At 39.4% G+C, this 22,305-nt stretch carries 24 protein-coding genes and 4 pseudogenes; 9 read left to right on the forward strand and 19 right to left on the reverse strand.

What is annotated here, in order from left to right; all coding sequences use genetic code 11:
• Positions 1 to 2: 2 nt before the first annotated feature.
• Positions 3 to 593, forward strand: a complete 591-nt coding sequence (locus G4P54_RS20895) for a YczE/YyaS/YitT family protein (RefSeq protein ID WP_167873934.1) — start codon at positions 3 to 5, stop codon at positions 591 to 593.
• 60 nt (positions 594 to 653) lie between these two features.
• Here G4P54_RS20895 and tet read toward each other — a convergent pair whose 3' ends face one another.
• Positions 654 to 2,030: a Tet(L)/Tet(K)/Tet(45) family tetracycline efflux MFS transporter gene (tet, locus tag G4P54_RS20900; protein WP_167873765.1), complete on the reverse strand. Its 1,377-nt coding sequence runs from the start codon at positions 2,028 to 2,030 to the stop codon at positions 654 to 656.
• 33 nt (positions 2,031 to 2,063) lie between these two features.
• Positions 2,064 to 2,144: a tetracycline resistance efflux system leader peptide gene (locus G4P54_RS21755; protein ID WP_420809533.1), complete on the reverse strand. Its 81-nt coding sequence runs from the start codon at positions 2,142 to 2,144 to the stop codon at positions 2,064 to 2,066.
• A gap of 75 nt (positions 2,145 to 2,219) precedes the next feature.
• On the opposite strand from G4P54_RS21755, the pseudogene G4P54_RS20910 reads away from it, so the two are divergent.
• A pseudogene (locus G4P54_RS20910) lies at positions 2,220 to 2,296 on the forward strand (hypothetical protein); the annotation flags it as partial.
• Between the two features lie 218 nt (positions 2,297 to 2,514).
• On the opposite strand, the gene G4P54_RS20915 reads toward G4P54_RS20910, so the two are convergent.
• Positions 2,515 to 3,351, reverse strand: a complete 837-nt coding sequence (locus tag G4P54_RS20915; protein WP_167873767.1) for a helix-turn-helix transcriptional regulator — start codon at positions 3,349 to 3,351, stop codon at positions 2,515 to 2,517.
• 104 nt (positions 3,352 to 3,455) lie between these two features.
• Here G4P54_RS20915 and fabF point away from each other — a divergent pair, with 104 nt between their 5' ends.
• The 3 genes and pseudogenes from fabF to G4P54_RS20930 all read left to right on the forward strand — a co-directional run bounded on the left by fabF (position 3,456) and on the right by G4P54_RS20930 (position 6,823).
• The gene (gene fabF / locus G4P54_RS20920) at positions 3,456 to 4,688 is read left to right on the forward strand and encodes a beta-ketoacyl-ACP synthase II (RefSeq protein WP_167873768.1); all 1,233 of its coding nucleotides are present in this window, start codon (positions 3,456 to 3,458) and stop codon (positions 4,686 to 4,688) included.
• Between the two features lie 167 nt (positions 4,689 to 4,855).
• A pseudogene (locus G4P54_RS20925) lies at positions 4,856 to 5,037 on the forward strand (DUF255 domain-containing protein).
• 361 nt (positions 5,038 to 5,398) lie between these two features.
• Positions 5,399 to 6,823, forward strand: a complete 1,425-nt coding sequence (locus tag G4P54_RS20930) for a serine hydrolase domain-containing protein (protein ID WP_167873769.1) — start codon at positions 5,399 to 5,401, stop codon at positions 6,821 to 6,823.
• Between the two features lie 1,150 nt (positions 6,824 to 7,973).
• Here G4P54_RS20930 and G4P54_RS20935 read toward each other — a convergent pair.
• The 4 genes and pseudogenes from G4P54_RS20935 to G4P54_RS20950 form a co-directional block, all read right to left on the reverse strand.
• Positions 7,974 to 8,174 (reverse strand): hypothetical protein, encoded by a 201-nt coding sequence (locus G4P54_RS20935; protein WP_024713367.1) that lies wholly within the window; start codon positions 8,172 to 8,174, stop codon positions 7,974 to 7,976.
• Positions 8,175 to 8,431: 257 nt separating this feature from the next.
• A pseudogene (locus tag G4P54_RS21760) lies at positions 8,432 to 8,719 on the reverse strand (DUF4944 domain-containing protein); the annotation flags it as partial.
• 54 nt (positions 8,720 to 8,773) lie between these two features.
• Complete coding sequence (locus G4P54_RS20945; RefSeq protein WP_240939707.1) at positions 8,774 to 8,938, reverse strand: response regulator aspartate phosphatase; 165 nt, start codon at positions 8,936 to 8,938, stop codon at positions 8,774 to 8,776.
• Positions 8,939 to 9,166: 228 nt separating this feature from the next.
• Positions 9,167 to 9,733 (reverse strand): hypothetical protein, encoded by a 567-nt coding sequence (locus G4P54_RS20950; RefSeq protein ID WP_167873770.1) that lies wholly within the window; start codon positions 9,731 to 9,733, stop codon positions 9,167 to 9,169.
• Between the two features lie 127 nt (positions 9,734 to 9,860).
• Here G4P54_RS20950 and G4P54_RS20955 point away from each other — a divergent pair.
• Positions 9,861 to 10,028 (forward strand): annotated as a pseudogene (locus G4P54_RS20955) (DUF255 domain-containing protein); the annotation flags it as partial.
• Positions 10,029 to 10,167: 139 nt separating this feature from the next.
• On the opposite strand, the gene G4P54_RS20960 reads toward G4P54_RS20955, so the two are convergent.
• From G4P54_RS20960 to G4P54_RS20975, 4 genes are all read right to left on the reverse strand, one after another.
• Positions 10,168 to 10,800: a TVP38/TMEM64 family protein gene (locus G4P54_RS20960; protein WP_024713368.1), complete on the reverse strand. Its 633-nt coding sequence runs from the start codon at positions 10,798 to 10,800 to the stop codon at positions 10,168 to 10,170.
• Positions 10,801 to 10,933: 133 nt separating this feature from the next.
• Complete coding sequence (locus G4P54_RS20965; protein WP_167873772.1) at positions 10,934 to 12,010, reverse strand: sensor histidine kinase; 1,077 nt, start codon at positions 12,008 to 12,010, stop codon at positions 10,934 to 10,936.
• Entirely contained in the window at positions 12,007 to 12,693 is a 687-nt protein-coding gene (locus G4P54_RS20970; RefSeq protein ID WP_167873773.1) for a response regulator transcription factor, read from the reverse strand. The genes G4P54_RS20965 and G4P54_RS20970 overlap by 4 nt, the downstream gene beginning before the upstream one ends.
• Positions 12,683 to 13,273, reverse strand: coding sequence for a class I SAM-dependent methyltransferase (locus G4P54_RS20975; protein ID WP_167873774.1), 591 nt, complete (start codon positions 13,271 to 13,273; stop codon positions 12,683 to 12,685). Before G4P54_RS20975 ends, G4P54_RS20970 begins: the two co-directional genes overlap by 11 nt.
• A gap of 424 nt (positions 13,274 to 13,697) precedes the next feature.
• Here G4P54_RS20975 and G4P54_RS21515 point away from each other — a divergent pair, with 424 nt between their 5' ends.
• Together G4P54_RS21515 and G4P54_RS20985 are read left to right on the forward strand one after the other, a co-directional pair.
• Positions 13,698 to 13,859 (forward strand): DUF255 domain-containing protein, encoded by a 162-nt coding sequence (locus tag G4P54_RS21515; protein WP_081719754.1) that lies wholly within the window; start codon positions 13,698 to 13,700, stop codon positions 13,857 to 13,859.
• 38 nt (positions 13,860 to 13,897) lie between these two features.
• A complete protein-coding gene (locus G4P54_RS20985) occupies positions 13,898 to 15,787 on the forward strand; it encodes a thioredoxin domain-containing protein (protein ID WP_167873775.1) in 1,890 nt (629 codons plus the stop codon).
• Here G4P54_RS20985 and G4P54_RS20990 read toward each other — a convergent pair.
• Positions 15,784 to 16,683: a CPBP family intramembrane glutamic endopeptidase gene (locus tag G4P54_RS20990; protein ID WP_167873776.1), complete on the reverse strand. Its 900-nt coding sequence runs from the start codon at positions 16,681 to 16,683 to the stop codon at positions 15,784 to 15,786. The genes G4P54_RS20985 and G4P54_RS20990 overlap by 4 nt on opposite strands.
• A gap of 227 nt (positions 16,684 to 16,910) precedes the next feature.
• On the opposite strand from G4P54_RS20990, the gene G4P54_RS20995 reads away from it, so the two are divergent.
• On the forward strand, positions 16,911 to 18,266 hold the full coding sequence (locus G4P54_RS20995; protein WP_167873777.1) for an MFS transporter: 1,356 nt from the start codon (positions 16,911 to 16,913) through the stop codon (positions 18,264 to 18,266).
• 33 nt (positions 18,267 to 18,299) lie between these two features.
• On the opposite strand, the gene G4P54_RS21000 is transcribed toward G4P54_RS20995, so the two are convergent.
• From G4P54_RS21000 to rpsF, 7 genes are read right to left on the reverse strand one after another with little or no spacing between them, the layout of a single operon-like run.
• Positions 18,300 to 18,854, reverse strand: a complete 555-nt coding sequence (locus tag G4P54_RS21000; RefSeq protein ID WP_167873778.1) for a sugar O-acetyltransferase — start codon at positions 18,852 to 18,854, stop codon at positions 18,300 to 18,302.
• Between the two features lie 16 nt (positions 18,855 to 18,870).
• Complete coding sequence (locus tag G4P54_RS21005; protein WP_167873779.1) at positions 18,871 to 19,251, reverse strand: VOC family protein; 381 nt, start codon at positions 19,249 to 19,251, stop codon at positions 18,871 to 18,873.
• A gap of 49 nt (positions 19,252 to 19,300) precedes the next feature.
• Positions 19,301 to 20,236 (reverse strand): transcriptional regulator CcpB, encoded by a 936-nt coding sequence (gene ccpB, locus G4P54_RS21010; protein ID WP_167873780.1) that lies wholly within the window; start codon positions 20,234 to 20,236, stop codon positions 19,301 to 19,303.
• A gap of 58 nt (positions 20,237 to 20,294) precedes the next feature.
• Positions 20,295 to 21,053, reverse strand: a complete 759-nt coding sequence (gene xth, locus G4P54_RS21015; RefSeq protein WP_167873781.1) for an exodeoxyribonuclease III — start codon at positions 21,051 to 21,053, stop codon at positions 20,295 to 20,297.
• A gap of 60 nt (positions 21,054 to 21,113) precedes the next feature.
• Complete coding sequence (gene rpsR, locus G4P54_RS21020; RefSeq protein WP_024713378.1) at positions 21,114 to 21,353, reverse strand: 30S ribosomal protein S18; 240 nt, start codon at positions 21,351 to 21,353, stop codon at positions 21,114 to 21,116.
• A 43-nt stretch (positions 21,354 to 21,396) separates the two neighbouring features.
• Positions 21,397 to 21,915: a single-stranded DNA-binding protein SsbA gene (gene ssbA / locus G4P54_RS21025; RefSeq protein WP_014115887.1), complete on the reverse strand. Its 519-nt coding sequence runs from the start codon at positions 21,913 to 21,915 to the stop codon at positions 21,397 to 21,399.
• A gap of 39 nt (positions 21,916 to 21,954) precedes the next feature.
• Positions 21,955 to 22,242 (reverse strand): 30S ribosomal protein S6, encoded by a 288-nt coding sequence (gene rpsF, locus G4P54_RS21030; RefSeq protein ID WP_014115888.1) that lies wholly within the window; start codon positions 22,240 to 22,242, stop codon positions 21,955 to 21,957.
• Between the last annotated feature and the right edge of the window lie 63 nt (positions 22,243 to 22,305).

Below are 22,305 nucleotides of genomic sequence, written 5' to 3' on the forward strand. Positions count from 1 at the left end.
AAATGAAATATATGTATGACGGATTAGGTATCCTCGTATTAAGTTTAGGCATTTCTTTAACAATACAATCAGGACTAGGCACATCCCCCTTCGATGCCCTTTTGGTTGGTCTGTCAGAAGAAGTCGGCCTTACCGTAGGAAGCTGGGAGGTCCTGATTTCTGTGATCCTCTTAGTCTGTAACGCTATCTTAACGAGAAAAAAGCCTATGCTGCTCGGCTTGGTTACAGCATTCCTTACCGGGATAGGCATTGACCTATGGCTGTTTGTTGTAAGAAACACCATATTTCTAAACACGTTATTAAGCAAACTGATTTGTTTCGGAATTGGTTTGGTGCTCATCGGTCTTGGAACAGCCATCTATCTTCAGACCACATTTGCATCAACACCTATCGATCATTTAACACTCATTATCCGAGATCTCTCCAAAAGAACGATCTTGTTTTCAAGAACATTGGTATATGCTCTTTTCTTCGTATTGGCTATTATCTTTAAAGGCCCTATCGGCATCGGAACTCTTTTAACTGTTTGTTTAGGAGGGATGATTCTTCACCTGTTGATGCCTTTTGTTGAACGGTATTTTTTAAAAATGTGAATTGATTGTTTGGAAAAATAGGATCAATCTTGAATAATCAAAATTGATCCTTTCACCCTGTTAGTCATGTCTCCGCGAACGATGATACACATTCAAAGTTACTAGCCAGCTAATAACAATCATTCCTGCAAAAAGTAATAGCAAATTACTGTACAAATAAGCGGAGTGATCTACGTCAATAGGCAGCAGCCTGCGATCCAGCAAGCGTATGGATAATAAACCGCCTGTAATCGCCATACCCGTTCCCTCTGATAAAAAGCTCGTGAAACTAAGCAAGCTCATTCCGGCACCAGCTTCCTTTTCTTTCAAACTGCTCGACACAATTGTAGATATAGCTGTTTTTGTGAAAGAAAGCCCCCCAAAAACAAAAACGAATATAAAAGTCATAAGCCATGGCGTCGCATTTATAAAAAAGGCAGCGATTAAAAAACTGGAAGCCATCAATGCAATCCCAATCGTCAGGACATACAAAGAACCTTTCCGATCGACAAGCACTCCTCCAATGTAACCGAACATGATGACGCTCATTGTTCCGGGAAACATAATCCCGCTTCCAATTGCTGCAGTATTGAAATGATGAACATCTTTCATCATATAAGGAACCATAGAGACAAATCCTGCTGCAGTGCCAAAGATCAGTCCCCCGCAAAGGACGCCAACCACAAATAAGACATTTTTCCCCAGAGCAGGGTCAATAAAAGGCTCTTGAGCTCTCCTAATATGTTTTACAAAACTCAGGAAGGTGAGAATGCTAATCAGCAGAAAAGAAATGTGAAATGATGTTGTAAACAGCATAAAAAATACGATACCCACAGACATCAATAGAATCCCTGCCATATCAAAGCGGCCTCTTCTTCTTTCTTCCTTTTTCAACAGTTTTATAAGGAATGGAACCGTGATCATTGTTGCAACTGGAATAAGCAGCAAATATGACCAATGAATATAATGGGCAATCACTCCTCCAATAGCTGGTCCAACACCTTCCCCCATGGCTACGAGTGACCCGATCAGACCAAATGCTTTCCCTCTGTTTTCTTTTGGAACATAGCGCGCAACTACAACCATCACAAGAGCCGGGAATGCGGCTGCACCAGACCCTTGAATAAACCGACCTAAAATGAGTATAGGAAAGAAAGAGTGACCAACAAATCCAATGATCGATCCGAAGCCATTTACGATAATCCCAAATAGGAGCAGATTTTTGATGCCCAGCTGATCCGATAACTTCCCATATAGAGCTGTTCCGATGGAAAAGGTTAACATAAAGGCAGTGTTTACCCAGTTCACACTCGCTGGCATTTTATTAAAATCGTTGGCGATATCAGGCAATGAGACGTTCAAAACCATTTCATTTAATACGCTGAAAAATGACAGGACACAAAGCCAAATTAATATTTGGTTGTGTCGTAAAGCTGACTGTGAATAAGACGTATTCACAATTTCTCCTCCATTAATGAGGGCAGACGCAGTTTATAGGGCCATTGATACGCTTCCCTCTTTTACATGTACCCTGTTCATTTTATTGCCCTTCATCATAATTCCCCCCTGCATTGATTGATATGATCTTATTATATACAAAATAAGGTGCAAACTTTTACTCTTTTCAGATTACGAAACAAGGGAAACATTATAAGCAGGAATATAATCGCTGAGAAGTCTCCATACTTACTTCAACACGCTATCAATCCCGTGACTGGTTCCCTTGAGGAGAAGGAGCCTTCGAAAAAGCAAAACGCGAAAACAAGCCGTGGTCAGTAGCGGTTATTCCACATGCCTCTGAGGTATAGGGTTTTTTATATTAAATGTACACAACAACTACCCATATACGAAAAACGAATAGGAACTGTATACCAGTCCGTTTTTGCTAGACAAAGTATAGCTAGTATTTTTCGTAAAATAACTTCTACTCTCCAAACGATAGCTAGCCTTCCATTAAACGTTTTAACTTAAGCTCCGTTTCAGTATTCTCAACTGGAGTATAGACGCTGCATCTTAAATCAGTATCTCCATGCACTTGTAAGGACGTAAGATTAAACAACATTTTACCTGCCTTAGCATGGCGAAATTCAATTAATACTTCAGGTGCAGAGCTTATCTCATTTTCATTCCAAATTTTACGAAACTCAGGATATGCCTGTTCCATTTCTTGTATAAATTGCTCATACCAATCATCAGCCACATACTGCCCATAATACGTTCTAAATATGGCAATATATCCTCTAACAAAGTGCTCCCAATTCACTGCTAAACTTTTGAACTCCTTTCTTGCGAATAGTAAGCGTATGATATTCCTTTCTGCCGGGATGATTTGATCAAAATCCAAAAATACATTAGCCGCTGCTTGATTCCAACCAACAATCTGACTTCTTCTATCTGATATAATCGTTGGGCAATAACGAAGTTCCTGTAAAATTTTCACTAAAGCCGGACTGATTTCCTTCTCTTTCTCACTTATAAAGGGTTGTTTCACTCCTTCCTCTAACGCTAGGGCATACAAATATCTTCTTTCATCGTTATTTAATTGCAGTGCTCGAGAAATAGCATCTAATACCGAGGTAGACACTTTTATATCTCTTCCTTGTTCTAGCCATGTATACCATGTAAGACTTACACCGGCTAGCTGAGCCACTTCCTCTCTTCTTAGCCCTGGTGTTCTTCTGCGGGTTCCTACAGGCAAACCAACCATTTGAGGAGTAATTTTCGAACGTTGGTTCTTTAGAAATTCTGATAAAGCTTGAAGTCTTGTTTCGGGTTTCATTAAGGTCTCCTTTTAAAATAGTGTTAATTATACTAGGATAAACAACAACTTGTAATAGGATAACACAGAAGGTAAAGTGAATAAAAAAACAAGGAGGAATGATCATGAAAAGAGTTGTCATTACTGGAATGGGAATTATTTCTCCACTGGGGAATGATATACATCATTTTTGGCATCAGCTGGTTAATGGAAAATCGGGAATATCTCTAATTGATTCTTTTGATACCGCTGAGTATAAAACAAAGATAGCTGGAATCGTTCGTGATTTCGATGCAGATGGAATATTGGGGAGGAAAGAAGCAAAACGATTAGATCGTTTTAGTCAGTTTGCCTTAGCAGCAGCCGCACAAGCATTAGAACATTCACAATTACAGTTAGATAAGGTTGATCTTGAACGCTTAGGGGTATACGTTGGTTCAGGAATCGGCGGCATACAATCACTTGTTGATAATGTGAATGTATTAAATAAACGAGGTCCCGGGAGAGTAAGTCCAAGCCTTGTCCCAATGATGATTTCAAATGCAGCTGCGGCTCAAATCAGTATTAGATTAGGAGCACAAGGCCCGTCATTATCACCAGTCACGGCCTGTTCAATCGGGAACACCTCCATCGGTGAAGCCTTCAACGCTATCCGTAATGATGAAGCAGATATCATATTTGCCGGCGGAGCAGAGGCTGCGATCACGCAGTTGTCTTTAGCCAGTTTCGGAAATGCACATGCACTATCTACAAGAAACCAAGATCCAAGTCGAGCCAGCCGTCCGTTCGATACAGATAGAGATGGTTTTGTTATGAGTGAAGGCGCTGGCATCTTAGTATTAGAATCATTAGAAAACGCTATTCTTAGAAATGCTCCCATTTTATGTGAAATAGTAGGATACGGAGCTAGTTCAGACGCTCATCATATGGTGGCATCACACCCAGAAGGGAAAGGTGCTTACTTAGCAATGAAGAAAGCATTGAGAAGTGCAAACATATCACCAGATGAAATTGATGTGATTAGTGCTCATGCAACAAGTACACAAGTAGGTGATCGTTCTGAAGTTCTAGCTATTAAGAAATTATTTGGTGAACATTCACGTAAAATTCCAACAACTGCAAACAAGTCAATGACTGGACACATGCTTGGTGCTGCTGGCGGAGCAGAAGCAATTGCTTTAGTGGAAAGTTTGAGACGAGGAATGATTCCGCCAACTATTAATGTAGAGAATCAAGATCCAGATTGCGACTTAGATGTTGTATCAGAACCTAGAGATCTTCCATTGAAATTTGGGCTATCAAATTCTTTCGGTTTCGGCGGACATAATTCAGCAATCGTGTTAAAGAAGTACGATTGAGGGCCCATCTTTATAGTTCAAAAACGAAATAATGGATCTATCAAAGCTTATAGATCATGGTTTTCATTATGGAGTACCTAACAGACAAATTACGAGTCTTAACTTCTGGTATATTAAATAGAGAAAAGAGAATACTTAATAAAAACATTCAGAAAGAAGGTGATCCCATGCCCACTAACAATAAGCCCAATAGATTAATCGCTGAGAAGTATCCATATTTACTTCAACACGACAACCCCGTTGACTGGTTCCCGTGGGGAGAAGAAGCCTTCGAAAAAGCGAAACACGAAACAAGCCGATTCTGATCAGCATCGGCTATACGACTTGCCATTGGTGCCATGACTCTTAAAATAACCAATAAACAATTCATGTTAAATCATTTCATTTTAATCTTACATATCATAGCAAACTAAAAAATTATATCCCCTGATTTACATTATCAATACCTAAAACGCAAAAAATCATAAAAAATAAAGGGTGATACATATTAGTCATGTGTAATATGTATCACCCTTGTAATTCTTTTTCAACAATCGCGCCCGATTGTTGAAGATCGTTTTTCTTATTGAACTAACGCATCTGTTCGTTAAGTGTAACTCTTCCTAATTACTTGATATTATATAGGTGAATAGAAAGATAAATTAAAATTAATAGTTGTAAAAGCAGGTTATTTATATTATTCTATTATAATTTTTCGAAAAGGAGAGTTCATGAAAAAGATTATTGTTTTTGTATTAACGATATTTATATTATTCTCAGGATTCGCAACACAAAGTTATGCGTTGTCTGATTCGAAATCTGCGGCAATACAAGCGTTGCTAGATGATGCCTCTCGTATATCAGGTGTGCCGGGAATGTCAATCTCAATACTTGCTGATGATGAAGTGTTCTACTTTTCTTCAGGGTATGCTGACCGTGAAAAGGGGTTGTCTGCAAGTGAAAATACACTCTATGAGTTAGCCTCGGTCAGTAAAGCTTTTACCGGTATGGGTATTATGCTGTTGGAAGAGCAAGGGCTGCTCTCAATGACTGACCCTGTCCAAAAATATTTACCTTGGTTTACGTTAAAGTATCAAGGGAAACCTGTTGATATGCAAAGCCTTACACTAAATAACTTTCTTCACCATACCAGTGGTCTAACAAATATTAGGCATACTCAAAGTATTCCACAAGGCAATACACCGGATATGTTGCAAAAGACTGTGGAAATGCTCGTAGATGCTGAATTGGCGTTCCCTCCCGGTGAACAGTATAACTATGGAACCGTTAATTATGACGTATTGGGCTTGGTTATTGAGATTGTGTCGCGACAAAGCTATGAAGACTTTATGAGGGAACAGGTATTTCAGCGGTTAGGTCTTCACCAGACGTATGTTTATAAAGAAGATGCTCAAGCCACTGGACAGTTGGCACAGGGCTACCGTTCTTCCTTTTTTATGACAACTCCATTTAAAGCTCCGGATTATGCTGGGAATAAGCCCGCAGGCTACATCATTTCTAATACAAAAGATATGGCGCGTTGGATGGGCATACAGATGGGTATTGTGCAGGACATACCCGAAATATTTCACACGGTTATCGAAAAATCACATAGGGGTGATATGTCTGTTTCGGCTGTCAACGATATGTATTATGCGGCAGGCTGGTCGGTAAACGCTGACCAAACGATTATAGAACACACTGGGGGCAATCCAAATTTCAGAACCGAAGTAGTCATACTGCCAAATGAACGAACAGCCGTCTGCTTGCTGAGCAACGGCGCAAATACCAATATAAACCTGGTACTAAAAGTTAAAGATATATTAGACGGTAATCTAACTCAGTCATATGAAATAAGCGGCACACAGCTTTTGGATATCATTTTGTCGTCTATCACTATTATTCTTTGCCTATTGGCCGTTCTCCTATTTCTCTTAGGATTACGCAGAAGGAAAACGAATGAGCGGCAGCCAATGACAAAAAAGAGAATAATCGTAACAGTTATTTTCCTGATCGCTACGATTGCCCTGGGTATACTGTGCTGTGCTTTCGATTGGTCAACGATACTTATTTGGCAAACATATAGTGTTCTTACAGCTTTGATTTCGTCAGCATTATTAACAGCAAGCATTACATGGTTTGTATACACTCACTGATAAAATACCTCGCTCCCAAGATAAGCATAATGTTAAGTAATTAAATTTCAATTTATCGGTATGCTTAATTTGAAAAACATAAGACACTTCGGTGTCTTTTTTAATATCATCGACAATTTTCCCAGTCAAACCTAAATTACTATTGCTTCCACTAACCTGCTCCGTTCGTGGAATAAGGATTTTTAAACAACTAATATTATTTTTCAAATGACTTTATTGTAAATTAAACAACAATATTATTTTTGCACAAGCGTCGTTAGATAACATTTCTTAAAAGACTGTTGTTCAACAATCTGGCCCGTTTGCTGAACAATTAGGACTCTTCGACTAAACACAGAAAACGCTTGTACGTTCAATGGGTCTCCCCCCGATGATATAGGTTATTCATCTATTATAAGCGTGTAAATTGCAAAAGATACAGGTTAGTTGAAAAGGTTTAAAAGTTAGACCTTAAAAGGTCTAACTTTACTAAAACAATTGAAATATGACATATATTGCAACTTCAGCTACAAGCAAATAAATCATATATCTAGCATAACTAAAAACAACATCATCATTAACACTTTTTTGCCTTTTAAAAGTACATGCAAATAACCCCAATACTGTTATCACTAAGATAATTTCAATTATTGTAATAAAAGACATTCTTACCTCCTTACCATTTACCTTCGACATTGCCACCCATAATAACCTAACTCGATTGCAATAGATGCCGCGTAACTTAATTCATCTCTTAACTAAATAACACGGCCATTACTTACTTTGTCCTGTTTGTATTCTTTTGTTTTTTTATTGCTAAAATTGAAGCAAAAATAACAAATATGATCTGTAAGGTGATTCCAATCACCAATGAATAATCAAGGACATTCTCTAATGCAAAACCTGCTATAAAGAACCCTTCAGATAACATAATGAATAATACTACATAGTTTATTCTTAACTTCATAATTTATATTACCTTCCTTTTCATTATTGTTCTATTGACAACGCTCACCTTAAAATTAACTACAGAACAAAGATGAGCAAAGTCGTTAAAAATAAACAAATTCATTTGCAACGCAATTATATTTAACGATTGCTTCTGTTTTGGTATCTCTTATGACGTGCGAGTAAAATTTTCAAACCGAATTATTATCATTATCTGTCTCTCCTATTTATTTTTAATATCCTGATACACTTTCTCAAAAGTCTCAATTGGTAGCGAAAACTTAGTTGTTTTCTCGTTACGATAATTGATTACTATATCAATTTGATTACCTTTTTGCTCAAATTCAATAAGAGCATTCTCCCACTTATCTCTGATTGATATTATACGATTGCCATTTTTCTTTTCCTTATAGATGTAATCCATTTTAATTCTCCTTCCAGAATCAATAACAAAACCTTATGTTATAAAAAGTCTACGTTATCGACCGAAAAAGGTTTCAAAATAAGGAATCCTCAAAAAAAGAAGTGAATTATACCTGCGTTTGGTGGCATACTCTTAGAATAACCAATAAAGGCAACCAGTTTCGGCTGCCTTTTTAATGATGTTATAGCATTTTTTAGAAATCGAAGTTTGAAAACTTTTTCTCTTCTAATTTAAAGACTGTTGTCTTTTCTTTGGATTCATTCCATGTTACTCTGACCTCTAAATCTATGACCCTTAATATCCTCCTCGGGCATATAATCAAATGTTGAAATGTGGTCAGGTCTTTCTCCACCTTCTTTTAAGCTTTCACCATTATATTCAGATAGAGAGTAAGGACAATTCCCTTGATAAACTTTTCCGTCGACCATCAATTCAATTTGTTTAATAGTGATTTTATTTTCTTTATTTTTATTACCCTGCCAGTATAAGCTTAGAAAATAATTTGGCCCAATTGATGTTTTACTTGACTTTTCAATGGAAACTTTCCATTCATTGTCTTAACTTCTCCCTTTATAAAGATCCTGTTGATCATATATCGATTACAAGACAACAAATATTTCCAATAAAATCACTACTGTAATTTCCAACTTCTTCTTTTGGGCTTCTTCAATCATATTTTTCTTTATGGTTGTATACCATGAATTTAACTTAGAAATTAAAACTTCATATGAAATCCTTTCTTTTTTAATAGATGTATGATCCAAGAAAATCTCACCCCACAGATTTACAAAATTATTAGAATAATAACATTAATTGTATTGTGTCAGATCAAAAAGCCATTTACAATTCTTAATATAACACGGTACATTTGGGCTACACGCAAGCAATATGATTGCGTTTTTTTTTTGCAGCAGTAGCAATACTTTCGTGTCTTGACATCTATTTAGAACGATAAAGCAATTTATCTCAACAAAAAAAGGATAACTGAATTGTCATCCTTGAGTTGCTCTATTTTCGTTCCAGTCTTTCAGTAAAATATGTAAAAAATCATCTTTGGTACATTCAGTGTGCATATATCCTAAATCTTTTCTTATTAAGACTAATAATTCCGCCAGCATCTCTACGAGTTTTATAGGATCAGGAGATTCACTAAGCGAAAATTTACGCCATTCAACAAACTTCTTAACTGTTTCATCGGAAGCAAAGAGAAATAACTTCGTACCTAAATCAGTCATTTTTCTATGATGTTCTTTCCTAAGTTCTGGATCAACATTTAAACGGTTTGTATAGTCTGGATCTGATAAACTCAAAATAAATATCTCTATAAGATTAGTGAATTCTTGGGTTTTATGAATATGTAACTGGGATTCATTAATTTTTAATAACTCCAGGTCAGTAGTTAAATCACTTTTAAAAGTTTCCAATTGCTTATTCAAATCAAGTTCAAAAGCTTTTAAATTTTTGGCATGTACCTGTTCAGGAAGTTTTTTCAGATATGAATATACAAACCATACACTGAATATTAAAATCCCCTGTAAAATTGTTACTACGATCTCCATAAAAATATCCCCTTATTGTTTTTTAACTGATTATACCATTCATATATAATTCAAAGGTATAAACTAAACTCCACTATGGTACAGTAAACATAGAAACAAATAATGAAAAGTGAAAGAAGGTGATCCCATGCCAACTAACAATAAACCCACTAGATTAATCGCTGAGAAGTCTCCTTTTTTACTTCAACATGCTCACAACCCTGTTGACTGGCACCCTTGGGGAGAAGAAGCCTTCGAAAAAGCAAAACGCGAAAACAAGCCGATTCTTGTCAGCATGGGCTATTCAACATGTCATTGATTACAAGTCATATGTCTTCTAAAAAAGTTGTATATATAGGAAAAACAAAAAAGATACCAAAATCATCTGGTATCTATGATTGAGTTCTCTATAGATAGATTCAATTTCATATTAGCTAAACAACTATATCTGGTATCTATGCACTTTGCTTCTGCTTAAGACTGTTCCACATTTTAATGGATACAACAGAAATCAAAACAAATGATACGAGAACCAAGGCAGTGCCTGCTAAAGACTCGCTAAAGTTAATGACAATAAAGCTGGAAAAAACCAATAGAGGGATATTCGTAATAACGACAGTTAAAATGTAAACACGATATTTTAATCCCACTGCAGCTGATAAGAAACACACGACATCTGTTGGGGCTATCGGACAAATCATCCCTAATGCCAAAAACTTATAATTATAAGCCTCCAATAATTTTTTTAATTCTGGATGTTTACGCTCTAAATCCTTCATCATTTCTCCGCTTGAAAACATTCTAGAGAAAAGATAAACCAAGGTCTCGCTCAAAAAAATGCCGGCCATTGACAATATAAAACTAATAATCGGATCGAAGCATATCCCCCCTAAAAACATGAGAGTTACACCAGGAATAAAAAAGAGAAGCCTGATGATCCATAGACCAATAAACAGCAGCATTGCGTATTTTGTATTTGTTGATATAAATTCCTGCAAATCACTCATATCGAGCGACAGGACATGATATTCCTTTAGGATATAAATAGCTAAAAGCCATAAAGCTAAAATAAGAAATTTATTTTTCAATTTCCACACTCTCCTCGCTTTCCATACATACATGATAAGCAATGAAAATGAAGAAACACTCCGTAAAAGTCTTAAGGATCCTTAAGTTTTATTTACAAGAAAACAGCTTATGGACATTCACTTCCATAAGCCTTTATCTATGCATTGGATGTTCGACAATAAAACTCATCCAGCCTTCTCTATATTCCGCATGGATGTTGCCATTATGAAGCTCAACAATTCTTTTTGAAATGGCAAGCCCGAGGCCGCTTCCTTGTTGATCTGTTCTTGCCTTATCACCCCTGAAAAACCGTTCAAACAATCTGTTTATATTGTCAACCGAAAAACCCTCAACTTGATTAGAAATTTTTAAGATTGCTTTGTCACCAATGACCTTAAGGCTGATGACTAATTCAGATGGTTTTTTGCTGTATTTTATTGCATTCATAAAGAGATTATCATAAACACGAACCATCTTATCGATATCCATTAAAACAGGAATATGGTCTTCTGCAATTGATTTTTGAACACTTAGCTGTTCCTTTTCAAAAATCGGAATGTATTCTCCGATTATCTGTTCCATTAAACCCGACAAATCTGTTTCTCTACAGGTTAACTTAACGTCCGGGCTTGATAAATGAGTATACTCAAACAGTTCATCAATCAGGAATTTCAGCCTTTGTGATTTTGAATCAATCGTTTCGAGATATTCCTGAAATTGAGCTTTACTGTCATATTGGCCTTTTTTTAATAAATCCAAATATCCTATTATTGATGTTAATGGTGTTCTTAAATCATGGGATACATTTGAAATCAGTTCGTTTTTCGATCTTTCTAATTGTCTTTCGTGTTCAAACTTCTTTTCTAACTCTTCGGACATATGATTAATGTTTTGTGCAAGCTCGGTCAATTCATCCCTGCTTTCAATCCTAATGGTCAAGCCAAGTTTTCCGTTGGCAATCTGATGAACACTTTCAGTAATAAGCTTCACATATAATATTTTTTTCCGTGCCATGATAAAAAAAGCTGTGATAAAAGTAAGAATAGCTGCCGAATACTGAAGCAGTATGAAAAAATAACTGTTTCGGACGCTAAGCTTTTCTAGATAATTCACCTTTTGCAAGTAAATGTTAGAGAATATAATAAGTATCATCACACCTAATGAAATAAGAAAACTAATTGCGATCGCACCAAAAAGCTTTACCATTAGCTTATTTCCAAATTTGCTCATATTTTATATCCTGTTCCCCAAACCGTTTTGATGTAAATGGGGTGTTTGGAATCCTCTTCAATCTTATCTCTGATTTTTGTAATGTGTACCATGACAGTGTTGTCTGATTTAAAAAAGTCTTCCTTCCATACTGCTTCATATATCTTCTCAACACTTAGAACTATCCCTTTGTTCATGCAAAGCAGTTCAAGGATATCGAATTCTTTTGGTGTCAGACGCACTTCCCGCCCCCGCACCCATACTTGCCGTGTATCTGTATTGACGGTCAGGTCACCAATTTCAATGATATTCTTCGTGCTGTTCGTATCCGTATTGTATTTTTTATATCTCCTTAATTGGGATTTGACCCTTGCGATTAATTCTAATGGATTAAACGGTTTCGATAAATAATCATCAGCCCCTGCGGCAAGCCCTTGAATTTTATCAATATCCTCCGATTTTGCAGAAAGCATAATGATGGGCAAATTTCGTTCTTGTCTGATCTTCATGCATGCTTCAATTCCATCCATGCTGGGCATCATAATATCCAAGATCATGAGGTCAAACTCTTTTTGTTCCAACAGTTTTAAAGCTTCGATTGCATCTTTAGCCTTTTGTGTGCTGAGACCTTCATTTTCTAAGTAAACAGAAATAAGATTTCTGATATCTTTGTCATCGTCAACAATAAGAATGTTAGACTCCATATAATTCCCCCATATCATTTTGCGGCATCGAACAACTGAAGACATAAGCCGGCGGCACATTTCTAAATTCTCTTTTTACATCTATTTTGGTAAAAAACTGTTCAAAAAACGTTTTTTTAAACAAAGTATATTGAAAAGTAATGAATTCCCCATCTTTTTTTAAAATCTTGGAGGTTTCTAATAAAATTTTATTTGAAACACCTTTTGGCAAGCTTGCAAATGGAAGACCGGAAATGACATAGTCTATATAAGGTATACCATACTCTCTTAAATGCTCGATGATATTTTCTGCAGATCCGTATACAATGAATAAATTCCTCTCATCTTTAAATTTTTCTTTCAGCAATGAATAAAATTCTTTATTTTGTTCGACTAATAAAATAATCGTCTCTGGATTTCGTTTTTCAAGCAGTTTTTTGGTGAATACACCTGTACCTGGTCCATATTCGACAATGTATTTGGCTTTCTTAAAATCAATTCCCTCCATCATTTTATCCCCAAGAAACCTTGAACTGGGAAGGATGGCACCGACAGTTCTTGGATTACCTATATATTGAAATAAGAATAGCAGACGTTTCATATCTTAATCTCTCCATTTGTTTTAAATTTATAATTTCACTTTAAATTCAAAACCTAAAGAAAAAGGGGCAAAAGTTCTTAAGAATTCTTAAATTTTGACGAAACTCTTTTCCATAACAGTCGGTCCTTAGCATTGGGGATCAATTTTCCTGCCGCTATCTATATTAAAAATGACAAATAAAAAAGAGAAGCATTAACCTTTGCATGAGATGATCGAGCATTCTCTTTCTATATATCTGAACCATTACTGACTCAACAGGGAAGAATTTTTAATTTATGTTATTTTGTTCACCACTCATCATTTTTACTCTCTACGTTTTCATCACTATTGGATTTAATAGTTTGGATTGCATATATGAAGGTATGCAATTAAATAATTGTGGTACAGTAAGTAGGAATAAACCAAGATGAAAGAAGGTGATCCCATGCCCACTAACAATAAACCCAATAGATTAATCGCTGAGAAGTCTCCATATTTACTTCAACATGCTCATAACCCTGTGGATTGGTTCCCTTGGGGAGATGAAGCATTTGATAAAGCGAAACGCGAAAACAAGCCTGTTCTCGTATCTATTGGGTATAGCTAGCTCGGGTAGCTATACGCACATGTCATTGGTGCCATGTCATGGCCCACGAAAGCTTCGAGGACGAAGAAATCGCTCGCCTTCTCAATGAACGGTTTGTATCCATTAAAGTTGACCGGGAAGAGCGGCCGGACGTGGATTCTGTATATATGAGAATCTGCCAGCTAATGACCGGACAGGGCGGCTGGCCGTTGAATGTGTTTATTACGCCTGATCAGAAGCCGTTTTACGCGGGTACATATTTTCCAAAGACGAGTAAATTCAATCGTCCCGGTTTTGTTGATGTGCTTGAGCATCTGTCTGAGACTTTTGCGAACGATCGCGAGCATGTTGAGGATATTGCGGAGAATGCCGCTAAACACTTGAAGACCAAAACAGCGGCAAAATCAGGTGAGAGCCTTAGCGAATCAGCGATCCACCGGACATTCCAGCAGCTCGCCAATGGGTTTGACACGATCTACGGCGGTTTCGGGCAGGCCCCGAAATTTCCGATGCCTCATATGCTGATGTATTTGCTTCGTTATTATCACAACACAGGGCAGGAGAATGCTTTATACAACGTGACAAAAACGCTGGACAGCATGGCGAATGGCGGCATTTACGATCATATCGGCTATGGGTTTGCCCGCTATTCAACCGATGACGAGTGGCTCGTACCCCATTTTGAAAAAATGCTGTACGACAATGCGCTGCTGCTGACCGCTTATACAGAAGCCTATCAGGTCACGAAAAACAGCCGCTATAAAGAGATTTGTGAGCAGATCATTACGTTTGTTCAACGGGAAATGACCCATGAAGACGGAAGCTTTTTCTCCGCTTTAGATGCGGACACAGAAGGAGAAGAAGGAAAGTACTACGTGTGGTCAAAGGACGAGATTTTGAAAACTCTCGGAGACGATCTCGGAACGCTGTATGGCCAAGTGTATGACATCACTGAAGAAGGAAACTTTGAAGGCAAAAATATTCCAAACCTCATTCATACAAAGCGGGACCAAATCAAAGCGGATGCCGGGTTAACCGAGGAAGAGCTCAATCTCAAGCTTGAGGACGCAAGACAGCAGCTCTTGAAGACTCGCCAAAAAAGAACCTATCCTCATGTCGATGATAAAGTGCTGACGTCATGGAACGCGCTGATGACCGCGGGCCTGGCCAAAGCTGCAAAGGTATACGAGGAACCGAAATATCTCAGCTTAGCGGAAGACGCCATCTCATTTATTGAAAACCGATTAATCATCGACGGCCGTGTGATGGTCCGGTATCGAGACGGTGAAGTGAAAAACAAAGGCTTTATCGACGATTACGCTTTTCTCCTATGGGCTTATCTCGATCTCTATGAAGCTTCGTTTGATCTTTCTTATTTACAAAAAGCGAAGAAACTGACAAACGATATGATCGGCTTATTTTGGGATGAAGAGCATGGCGGATTCTATTTTACCGGACACGATGCAGAAGCCTTAATCGTCCGGGAAAAAGAAGTGTACGACGGTGCTGTGCCATCCGGAAACAGCGTGGCAGCCGTTCAGCTTCTCCGTCTTGGACAGGTTACAGGCGACTTATCACTGATCGAAAAGGCGGAAACGATGTTTTCCGTATTCAAGCCGGAGATCGACGCATATCCGAGCGGCCATGCTTTCTTTATGCAAAGTGTGTTACAGCATGTGACGCCTAAAAAGGAAATCGTTATTTTTGGGAGCGCAGACGATCCAGCCAGAAAACAAATCATAGCAGCACTGCAAAAAGCCTTTAAGCCCAACGACTCCATTCTGGTGGCAGAGCATCCCGAGCAATGCAAAGACATTGCGCCATTCGCAGCAGACTACCGCATTATAGACGGCAAAACAACCGTGTATATTTGCGAAAACTTCGCCTGCCAGCAGCCGACAACAAATATTGAAGAAGCCATCCAAACGTTAATAAGCAGCAGGGATTAAGACCCTTGCTGCTTACTTTGTGATTTCTTATGGTACCATAAAGCGATTCCCGCAAAAACAAGATTGACCGCTATCGTAAACAAAGCCTCCCACATCGGGTTCCCCTGCGTAACTGTAAATAAGGACGGAATCCCGCCATACACACTGTTTTTTTCTGTGATAAATATACACAAAAACATATTATTCGCGGCGTGGGCGCCAAGTGAGATTTCAATACTGCCTGTTTTAATCGTGTAATAGGTCCACACAAAACCAAATGTTACGTACTCAATTCCTGCCCAGACAGCGCCATTGTTCATTTCTGGATTCGCAAAATGCAATACGCCAAACAAACCTCCGACAATCAACGTCAAAATAAGAGGATTTTTCGTTATTCTCCCGAAAGCTTGAAGCAAAAATCCTCTGAAAAACAGTTCCTCAGCTGATGTTTGAAACGGAACCAAAATCAGGGCTGCCGCCAACAGCCATATAAACCGTGAAGCATCAAAATCTTGCATTGAATAGCTGTCAGGATGAATCGCAAAATCAATCAATTGTACGGCGATCATCAGCAGGAAATAAGCAATAAAGCCAAAGAAAATCCTCCGCCAATTGATTGTTGCATTCGGTGTAACCACAGTTCGGAAAGGCCGTTTCAAAATAAAGCGCACGGCCAGCCATACTCCCGGAATCGCAAATAAATAAATGACATGAGACAAATAAAGATCTACCAGAGGATCACTCAGCACAGCCTCATCCAAATCAAAGGTGATATCGGGATTCAGAATAACAGTGAGCAGTATCGCGAAAAGGTAAGCAATATTCCCGAATACATACAATCCTACCATCACCAAAAAGGCGAAAAAATATCTCCACAACGTATTGTTTCCTTCTACAGGACGGATAAATGAATTCATTCCTTTTATGTCTCTTCCTTTCAATGAGAATATCCCTATATATTTGCATAAATTGGTCTATGAATCTACTGATTTGGAAATCTTTTAAGCAAAATGAACATATAAAGTGTGAATTTAGTTCTTTTATCTAGTGATTTGAACTCTGTCGCCAATGAATCAAGATACTTATAATATTCCCAAGAGAGGAGTTTTCAGTCTTTTCTTACTACTCATTAGGGGGGTTTTATATGAATACAGTCTTCAGACAGAAGAATACACACCCTTTCTCAAACGCAGCGAATCGTTTAGACCGCCTTCCGATTTCACGTGTCCACTTTCAAGTATTAACCGCTCTCGGCATTGTGTATTTTTTTGATCTCGCAGATTTATTTACTCTCAGCAATGTAGCGCCGGCACTGATCGAGCATTGGGGCATCCCGCTTTCAACCATTGCCAACGTAACGGCGGCCTCGTTTCTAGGCATGTTTTTAGGCGCATCACTGGGTGGAAGACTGGCCGATCGAATCGGCCGCAAAAAGTCCTTAAACCTATTTGTATTCGTATTCTCAATCGCATCGCTGTGCAATGCCGCCGCTTGGGACATCCCGTCTTTAATGGCATTCCGTTTTCTCACTGGATTTGGCGTCGCTGCAGCCATGGTCATTACCAATAGCTATCTGGCAGAATTTTTCCCTTCCAGTGTCCGTGGAAAATATATTTCTTTCTGTGCCATGATTGGATTGATCGGCGTTCCGATCACTAATATTGTGTCTGCCTTTGTCATTCCGCTCGGTTCATGGGGATGGCGGCTTGTATTTGTATGGGGTGCCGTTGGTCTTATTTATTTTTTCTTCATCCGCCGTCTGGAAGAGTCACCGCGCTGGCATGAAAATCGCGGGGAATACGCGAAAGCCGATGCGATCCTCAACAGAATTGAGAAACAGGTTGAACAGGAGAAAGGCCCGCTTCCCGCACCCGCTCAGCCTAAAGCAAACCGTACCGTTCAGCAGCATGCAGGTTACGCAGGGTTATTGAAAGGAAGAAACCTCAAAATCACCATCGTGTTATCTGCTGTATGGATTTTTGAAACGTTTGGATTTTATGGTTTTGCCTCATGGGTTCCAAGCCTCTTAAAAAGCAATGGCATCTCTATGGAAAATACATTATGGTATAACGTACTGCATTCCGTCGGCGCTCCGCTTGGCGCACTGCTCGGTTCCATGATTTCTGAAAGATTTCAAAGAAAATGGATTTTAGCCGCCAGCGCGTTTCTGACAGCCATCGCCGGTCTCTTATACGGCATGACTTTTATTCCAATCATGATCATCGTGTTTGGTTTTATCGTCAATATCACGGAACGGGTATTCACCTCGAACTTATACGCTTATACGTCTGAACCTTATCCGACTGAATACCGCTCGTCTGGCAGCGGCTTAGCCTATGGCCTCGGACGCTTTTCAAATATTTTCGGATCATTGCTTGTCGGATTCATCGCAGTGCAGCTCGGCTATGTCAGCGTCTTCTTATTTATTGGGGGCTGCTGGCTCGCATGCTCCCTGCTGTTAATCTGTTTCGGCCCTAATACGAACGCGAAACAGATTTAAAAAAGTCAGTGCGGATCTGCCGCACTGATCTCATTACAATTCCTTCAACATCCTCGCAGGGTTTCCGCCTACAACGGTATTAGCGGGTACATCCTTAGTGACAACAGATCCTGAAGCAATCACCGCGTTATCACCGATCGTCACTCCAGGGTTAATCACGGCACGGCCCCCGATCCAAACATGATCTCCAATTGTCACAGGCTTACCGAACTCTTGGCCGGACTTCCTTTCAATCGGATCAAGAGGATGGCCGGCCGTATAGATATGTACCCCTGGCCCAATTAAACCATGACGACCAATCCGAACCTGGCAAACATCTAAAATGATACAGTCAAAATTAACAAATGTATGGTCTCCGATATGAATGTGATAGCCATAATCACAGCGAAATGCCGGCAAAATCGTGACTTGATCGCCAACCGAACCGAGCAGCTCCTTCAAAAGCTCTGTCCGCATCGCCTCATCTTCCGGTGTTTCGTTATATTGTCGAATCAGCTGTCTCGCATGCTTGCGATCTAATAATAGTTGTTGGTCCTCAGAGTTATATAATTCTCCGGCTGCCATTTTTTCTTTTTCTGTCCTCAGCATTCAAGTCACTCCGATGTCAGATTGTTATCTCGATCAAATTTCCTTCATCATCTTCAATTACACTTTCATAGTAGCCGTCTCCTGTCGTCCTTGGGCCGTTTACTACGGCGAAACCATCCTTCTTCAATCGATCAGTCAGTTCATCAACCTTCTCCCGGCTTCCAACCGAAAAGGCAATATGCGCCCAGCCTGTCATTGTTTGTGAAGGCGGATCGGTTACATGACCTTTTTTCATAATTTCCAGCCTTGCCCCGGAATCAAACGTCATAAAATAAGACTTAAAATCTTTTTTCTCATTGTGATACAGATCATTCGATTCCCCATTAAAATACATTTCATAAAAAGCCTTCGCTCGCTCTAAATCTTTGACCCAGATCGCTATATGTTCTATCCGCATTTCTTCCTCCTCCTTCAATGAAGTTATAAGGTATGAAATGCATTTCAGTTCAAGCTTTTTTCGCGAATTGATGCTCAATTTTAATATCAACGGGTTCATCCTGCAAAAATAAAGAAAATGCTGCAATACCGAGCTGCTCAAGATTCAAATCAAGAGACGGAAAACCGAGAACACGGCTGATAGAAGAATTCCCCTCGCCGATGATGTCAACATCCCAATTATTCTTCTGGGCAAATACATGAATTCCGGCTGCCACTTCATCACTATTTGCATAAATAGCCGTTGGAACCCGTTCGCTCATATAAAAATGCTCAGCAGCCCGCTCACCGTCATTCATATCATTGCATCCAGACAGGATATGACGGTCTTCCAGCCTCCCGTAAACTGCTTTATAGGCCGCAGCTTTATCAGCCGTGCTCGGACTTCTGTCGGCTTCTCTGACGCATGTAAAAGCGATATTCTCATGTCTGCGGCTCTTTAAATAGCGAAAGCTTTCTGCATAAGCAGCTTTTCTGTCGTTATACGCACACGGGACATCAATGTCTCCGGTATTCTCACAAGCGATGATCGGCCCATACTCCCGATAAGCGATAATGCTGTCCCAGTCATTAGCGCGGGATGTAATGATAAGACCATCTATTTTCTTCGTTCTTAACAGCTCTAAATATTTGATTTCGATAGCGGAGTTATAATTGGTGGGGAGGAGGGCCGTTGCATACTCATGCTGAAAAGCCGCCTTAGTGATCCCGTTTACAATTTTATCAAAGCAAGGATGATCGCTATAAGGCAGAATCACACCGACCGTATAGGTTTTCCCGCGAATGAGGTCGATTGCGGTTCGATTTGGTGTGTAATCTAATTTCTTCATGACTTGATGAACAAGCTTCCTTTTTTCTTCAGACACATACGGATGATGATTCAATACACGAGAAACAGTCGAAACAGATACATTTGCCAGTCTTGCAATCTCTTTTATGTTTGCCATCTCTTTCTCCTTTTTCATATAAAAAAGCAGTAAGTGTAAATTCCTTACTGCTATCTCATCATATATTGATCATAAGTTCAACAGGACAATGGTCGGACCCCATGACATCCGCTGATATGCTGGCATCCTCAATTCGTTCCTTAAGCCTTTCAGAAACAACAACATAATCAATGCGCCATCCGATATTTCTGTCCCGGGCACCTGCGCGATACGACCACCAGGAATAAGCGCCTGCAAGATCAGGATAAACGTGGCGGAAGGAGTCAACAAAGCCAGCTTCTAAGAAGCGAGTGAAGGCCCCTCTTTCTTGATCAGAAAATCCAGCGTTATTCCGATTCGCTTTTGGATTTTTTAAATCGATCTCCTGATGAGCCACATTCAAATCGCCGCATAAAATGACCGGTTTTTTCTTATCCAATTCAAGAATATAAGCTAATAAAGCCTCTTCCCATTGCATGCGGTATTCGATCCGCTCCAACCCTCTTTTGGCATTAGGCGTGTAAACGGTCATCACAAACACGTTTTCAAATTCCAGCGTAATCACTCTGCCTTCTTGGTCATGCTCTTCTATTCCGATTCCGTACATGACACGCAGCGGCTCTTGTTTTGAAAAAACAGCCGTCCCGGAATACCCTTTTTTCACTGCATAATTCCAATACACATGATAGCCTTCAGGCCGGAGATCAACCTGGCCGTCCTGTATCTTTGTTTCTTGAAGACATATGATATCTGCATCCTCTTTTTTCAAATAAGAAAGGAAATCCATCTTTCTCATGACAGCCCGCAGGCCATTTACATTCCAAGAAATCAGCTTCATGTTTCATCCCCCTATAAAAAAGAGCAAGAACCCGAAGGCCCTTGCTCTTTACGTATCAGCTTACTCACCGCTTACGTACGGAAGTAAAGCCATTTGACGTGCGCGTTTGATCGCTGCAGTCAATTTACGTTGGTATTTAGCGTTTGTTCCAGTTACACGACGTGGTAAAATTTTACCGCGCTCAGAAACAAACTTTTTAAGAAGATCTATATCTTTGTAGTCGATGTGCGTGATGCCGTTAGAAGTGAAATAACACACTTTACGGCGTTTCGCACGACCGCCTCTGCGTCCTCCTGCCATTGTCATTTCCCTCCTTTCTTTGTCAATTTAGGCGATAATCTCATTAGAATGGAAGATCGTCATCCGAGATGTCAATCGGTTTGCCGTCGTTGGCAAATGGGTCATCATTAAAGCTGTTCCCTTGATTGCGTTTCTGGTTGTTTTGATTTCCTCCGAATGGATTATCGTTTTGGCCTCCGCCAAAGTACTGGCCTCCGCCGCTGTTTCCTTCGTTGTATCCACCTGAACCAGAACCGCCGCCGTTTTTCGGCTCAAGAAATTGAACACTTTCAGCTTGGACCTCAGTCACGAAGACACGCTGTCCTTGCTGGTTTTCATAGTTTCTTGTTTGTAAACGGCCATCTACGCCTGCAAGGCTTCCTTTTTTCAGGAAGTTTGCAACGTTTTCGGCTTGTCTTCTCCAAGTGACACAATTAATGAAATCGGCCTCGCGTTCTCCAGACTGGTTCGTAAATGTACGATTCACAGCAAGAGTAAACGTAGCAACAGCCGCACCGTTTGGCGTATAACGAAGCTCTGGGTCTTTTGTCAGTCTTCCGACTAATACAACTCGGTTAAGCATAAGAAAGACCACCTTTTACATTATATATTTCAAAATTGCTTATTCTTCTTCTTTAACAACAATGTGGCGAATGATATCGTCACTGATCTTAGCTAGACGGTCAAATTCTTGAACTGCCGCAGCGTCAGCTTGAACGTTTAAGATTTGGTAGAAACCGTCACGGAAATCGTTGATTTCGTAAGCAAGACGACGTTTACCCCAATCCTTTGTTCCAGTGATCTCCGCACCGTTAGAAGTCAGAACGTTGTTGAAACGCTCGATAACTGCTTTTTTAGACTCATCGTCAATGTTTGGGCGGATAATGTACATAACTTCGTACTTTCTCATCTGTTTGCACCTCCTTTTGGACTAAGCGGCCCATAATGGGCAAGGAGCAATAATTCTATTACT

This window comes from Bacillus tequilensis, from assembly GCF_012225885.1.
GTDB lineage: Bacteria > Bacillota > Bacilli > Bacillales > Bacillaceae > Bacillus > Bacillus tequilensis.

Excerpts from the sequence above, each read along its gene's own strand:
- G4P54_RS20970 (WP_167873773.1), bottom strand. The coding sequence starts at position 12,693 with ATGGAGTCTAACATTCTTATTGTTGACGATGACAAAGATATCAGAAAT.
- G4P54_RS20895 (WP_167873934.1), top strand. The coding sequence starts at position 3 with ATGAAATATATGTATGACGGATTAGGTATCCTCGTATTAAGTTTAGGC.
- fabF (WP_167873768.1), top strand. The coding sequence starts at position 3,456 with ATGAAAAGAGTTGTCATTACTGGAATGGGAATTATTTCTCCACTGGGG.
- G4P54_RS21000 (WP_167873778.1), bottom strand. The coding sequence starts at position 18,854 with ATGCTGAGGACAGAAAAAGAAAAAATGGCAGCCGGAGAATTATATAAC.
- xth (WP_167873781.1), bottom strand. The coding sequence starts at position 21,053 with ATGAAGCTGATTTCTTGGAATGTAAATGGCCTGCGGGCTGTCATGAGA.
- rpsF (WP_014115888.1), bottom strand. The coding sequence starts at position 22,242 with ATGAGAAAGTACGAAGTTATGTACATTATCCGCCCAAACATTGACGAT.
- G4P54_RS20995 (WP_167873777.1), top strand. The coding sequence starts at position 16,911 with ATGAATACAGTCTTCAGACAGAAGAATACACACCCTTTCTCAAACGCA.
- G4P54_RS20985 (WP_167873775.1), top strand. The coding sequence starts at position 13,898 with ATGGCCCACGAAAGCTTCGAGGACGAAGAAATCGCTCGCCTTCTCAAT.
- G4P54_RS20975 (WP_167873774.1), bottom strand. The coding sequence starts at position 13,273 with ATGAAACGTCTGCTATTCTTATTTCAATATATAGGTAATCCAAGAACT.
- G4P54_RS20990 (WP_167873776.1), bottom strand. The coding sequence starts at position 16,683 with ATGAATTCATTTATCCGTCCTGTAGAAGGAAACAATACGTTGTGGAGA.
- rpsR (WP_024713378.1), bottom strand. The coding sequence starts at position 21,353 with ATGGCAGGAGGACGCAGAGGCGGTCGTGCGAAACGCCGTAAAGTGTGT.
- G4P54_RS21515 (WP_081719754.1), top strand. The coding sequence starts at position 13,698 with ATGCCCACTAACAATAAACCCAATAGATTAATCGCTGAGAAGTCTCCA.
- ssbA (WP_014115887.1), bottom strand. The coding sequence starts at position 21,915 with ATGCTTAACCGAGTTGTATTAGTCGGAAGACTGACAAAAGACCCAGAG.
- ccpB (WP_167873780.1), bottom strand. The coding sequence starts at position 20,236 with ATGGCAAACATAAAAGAGATTGCAAGACTGGCAAATGTATCTGTTTCG.
- G4P54_RS20915 (WP_167873767.1), bottom strand. The coding sequence starts at position 3,351 with ATGAAACCCGAAACAAGACTTCAAGCTTTATCAGAATTTCTAAAGAAC.
- G4P54_RS20950 (WP_167873770.1), bottom strand. The coding sequence starts at position 9,733 with ATGGAGATCGTAGTAACAATTTTACAGGGGATTTTAATATTCAGTGTA.
- G4P54_RS21755 (WP_420809533.1), bottom strand. The coding sequence starts at position 2,144 with ATGCAGGGGGGAATTATGATGAAGGGCAATAAAATGAACAGGGTACAT.
- G4P54_RS21005 (WP_167873779.1), bottom strand. The coding sequence starts at position 19,251 with ATGCGGATAGAACATATAGCGATCTGGGTCAAAGATTTAGAGCGAGCG.
- G4P54_RS20965 (WP_167873772.1), bottom strand. The coding sequence starts at position 12,010 with ATGAGCAAATTTGGAAATAAGCTAATGGTAAAGCTTTTTGGTGCGATC.
- G4P54_RS20935 (WP_024713367.1), bottom strand. The coding sequence starts at position 8,174 with ATGGATTACATCTATAAGGAAAAGAAAAATGGCAATCGTATAATATCA.
- G4P54_RS20930 (WP_167873769.1), top strand. The coding sequence starts at position 5,399 with ATGAAAAAGATTATTGTTTTTGTATTAACGATATTTATATTATTCTCA.